Origin of the sequence: Micromonospora maritima (genome assembly GCF_902825405.1) — a bacterium.
Lineage (GTDB): Bacteria > Actinomycetota > Actinomycetes > Mycobacteriales > Micromonosporaceae > Micromonospora > Micromonospora maritima.
The window spans coordinates 1-2506 of record NZ_CADEAU010000658.1 but is presented as its reverse complement, the minus strand read 5'-3'; the positions used below and the strand labels follow the sequence as shown (position 1 = coordinate 2506).

The window sequence follows — 2506 nt, the reverse complement described above, 5'->3', positions numbered from 1 at the left end:
CGCCCTCGGCGGCGAAGCGCCGGCCCAGCGCCGCGCCGATCCCGCCGGCCCCGCCGGTGATCACCACCACCCGGTCGGTCAGGTTCATCTCACGCCACCTCCGTCACGTCGGTGCCGAGCCGGGGCAGCAGACCGGCCCAGGCGTCCGCGCCGCCCTCGGTCGTCTCCGGCGTGGGCAGCACCGCCAGCACCGGCACGTCCACACCGTGCGCGGCGTACCGGCGGGCGCCGGCCACGCACTGCTCGGGCGAGCCGTGCAGCACCAGCGCGTCGACCACCTCGTCCGGGACCGCCGCGGCAGCGCCCCGGCGGTCCCCCGCCTCCCACGCCCGCCACATCGGGCCCAGCGTCTCCTGCCGACCCAACCAGCGGTGGAAGGCGGCGTACGCGGGCACGGTGAGATAGCCGGTGATCAGGCGGCGGCCCAGGGCGCGGGCGTACCCGGCGTCCTCGGTGGGGCAGACGAAGATCCGCGCGGCGACCTCGAAGCCGGGACGACGCTCGCCCAGCTCGGCGACGGCGGTCGGCACGTCCTCGGCGGCGAGCCAGTTGAGGATCACGCCGTCGGCCTCGGCGGCGGCGAGTCGCAGCATGCCGGGGCGCAGCGCGGCCAGCAGGACCGGCGGCGGCACGGCGGGCGGGCGCTCCAGGGTGAACCGCCGGACCGCGAACGTGTCGAACGCCCCGTCGACGGTCTCGCCGCGCAACGCGGCCCGCAGGAAGCGCAGCACGTCCCGGGTCCGCTTGAACGGCTCGTCGTACGCCACCGCGTTCCAGTCCCGCACCACCACCGGCGAGGAGGCGCCGATGCCGAGTGCAAACCGGCCCGGCGCGGCCTCGGCCAGGGCGGCGGCGCTCATCGCGAGCAGCCCCGGCCCCCGGGTGAAGGCGGGGGTGATCGCCGTGCCGAGCCGCAGCCGGGGCGCCCAGGCGGCGGCGAGGGCCAGCGGGGTGAACGCGTCCGTCCCGGCCACCTCCGACGACCAGACGTCGGTGAAGCCGGCCCGGTCGAGGGCCGCGTAGACGGCGGCGTGGTCGGCGAGCGGGACGCCGCCCAGCGGTACGGTCATGCCCCATCGGTTCGTCACCTGTCGATCGTGCCCGCCGGCACGGCCGGGAGCAAGATCAGGGGCGAAACGAGCGATCCGCACCGCGCCCCAGGGCGAGGGTGTTACGACTGCCGGGTGGACGTGAACGAGGGCGGAGGACGGCGGTGAGGATCGCCGAGCCCGCCGCGCTGCGCTCGGACGACGGCGACGGGGACAGAGCCACCTTCCTGGAACTCTTCTTCGACCTGGTCTACGTCTTCGCCCTGACCCGGATCTCGGCCCGCGCGTTCGAGGACCTGGCGCTGGAGGGCGGAGCGCCGAACTGGTCGGCGGTGACCGGCGGCGGCAAGACGTTGCTGCTGCTGATCGCGCTCTGGATGCTCTGGCAGGGCACCGCGTGGACCACCAGCCGCTACGACCCGTACCACCTCTGGTTGCAGGTCATCGTGATCATCGCGCTGGTGTCGGCGATGGTAATGGGGGTGGCGATCCCCCGCGCGTTCACCTCGACCGGGCTGGCGTTCGCCATCGCGTACGTGGTCGCGCACGTCGCCCGTTCGGCGATCCTGCTGATGGTGCTGCGCCGGCTGCAGTACCGCCGACTGAAGCTGCGCATGCTGATCACGTACTGCGTGGCCGGGGTGTTCTGGCTGGTCGGCGCGCTCCTGCCCACCGACCCCCGGGTGGTGTCGTGGAGCGTCGCACTGGTGATCGAGTATCTCGGGAACCGGTTCGGTTGGCCGGTGCCGGGGCTGGGCCGCTCGACCGTCTCCCGGTGGGACATCCACGGCGGGCACCTGGCCGAGCGGTACCAGCAGTTCTATCTGGTCGCGCTCGGTGAGACGATCCTGGTCGCCGGCCTCACCTACACCCGGGTGCCGATCGGTGCGACGTCGACAGCCGCGTTCGCGTTCGCGCTGGCCACCTCGATCCTGCTGTGGCGGATCTACGTGCAGCGGGCCGGTCAGATCCTCGGCGAGGCGGTCACCGGCGCCCGCCACCCGGCCACCGTCGGCCGCTCCGCCGCCGACACCCACCTGGTCATGGTGGTCGGCGTGGTCGCCACCGCGATCGGCTACGAGCTGGTCGTCGAGCACCCCACCGGGCACAACGAGCTGCCCTGGCTGGCCATGATCCTGGGCGGTCCGGCGCTCTACCTGGCCGGCCGGGCGCGCTTCGAGTACGAGGTGTTCGGCCGGGTCTCCCCGTCCCGGCTGGTGGCGATCGCCGCGTTGCTGCTGCCGGTGCCGCTGCTGCTGCACGTCGCACCGCTGGCCGCCTCGGCCCTCGCGGTGGTGGTGCTGGCGGCCGTTGCGGTGGCCGACGCCCGACGCGCCTGGGGCCGCCCGCCGGAGGCCGCCGCACCGCCGTTCTGAGCACCGCCCACGCGCTTCGTCCGGAGATCGGAAGGCACACGTCTGAACTCCAGTCACTCATCATGATCTCGTATGCCGTCT

2 protein-coding genes and 1 pseudogene are annotated in these 2506 nt (G+C 73.8%); 1 reads left to right on the top strand and 2 read right to left on the bottom strand.

Going from position 1 to position 2506, the window contains the following annotated elements; all coding sequences use genetic code 11:
- Together HUW36_RS30675 and HUW36_RS30670 are read right to left on the bottom strand one after the other, a co-directional pair.
- Positions 1-88: pseudogene (locus HUW36_RS30675) on the bottom strand (dehydrogenase); the annotation flags it as partial.
- Position 89: 1 nt separating this feature from the next.
- Complete coding sequence (locus HUW36_RS30670) at positions 90-1070, bottom strand: LLM class F420-dependent oxidoreductase (protein ID WP_174531278.1); 981 nt, start codon at positions 1068-1070, stop codon at positions 90-92.
- Positions 1071-1213: 143 nt separating this feature from the next.
- On the opposite strand from HUW36_RS30670, the gene HUW36_RS30665 reads away from it, so the two are divergent.
- Positions 1214-2425 carry a low temperature requirement protein A gene (locus HUW36_RS30665; protein WP_174531277.1) on the top strand — a complete coding sequence of 404 codons (1212 nt, stop codon included), beginning with the start codon at positions 1214-1216 and terminating at the stop codon, positions 2423-2425.
- Positions 2426-2506: the final 81 nt, after the last annotated feature.

Coding starts and splice junctions, on each gene's coding strand:
- HUW36_RS30670 (WP_174531278.1), bottom strand. CDS start 1,070: ATGACCGTACCGCTGGGCGGCGTCCCGCTCGCCGACCACGCCGCCGTC.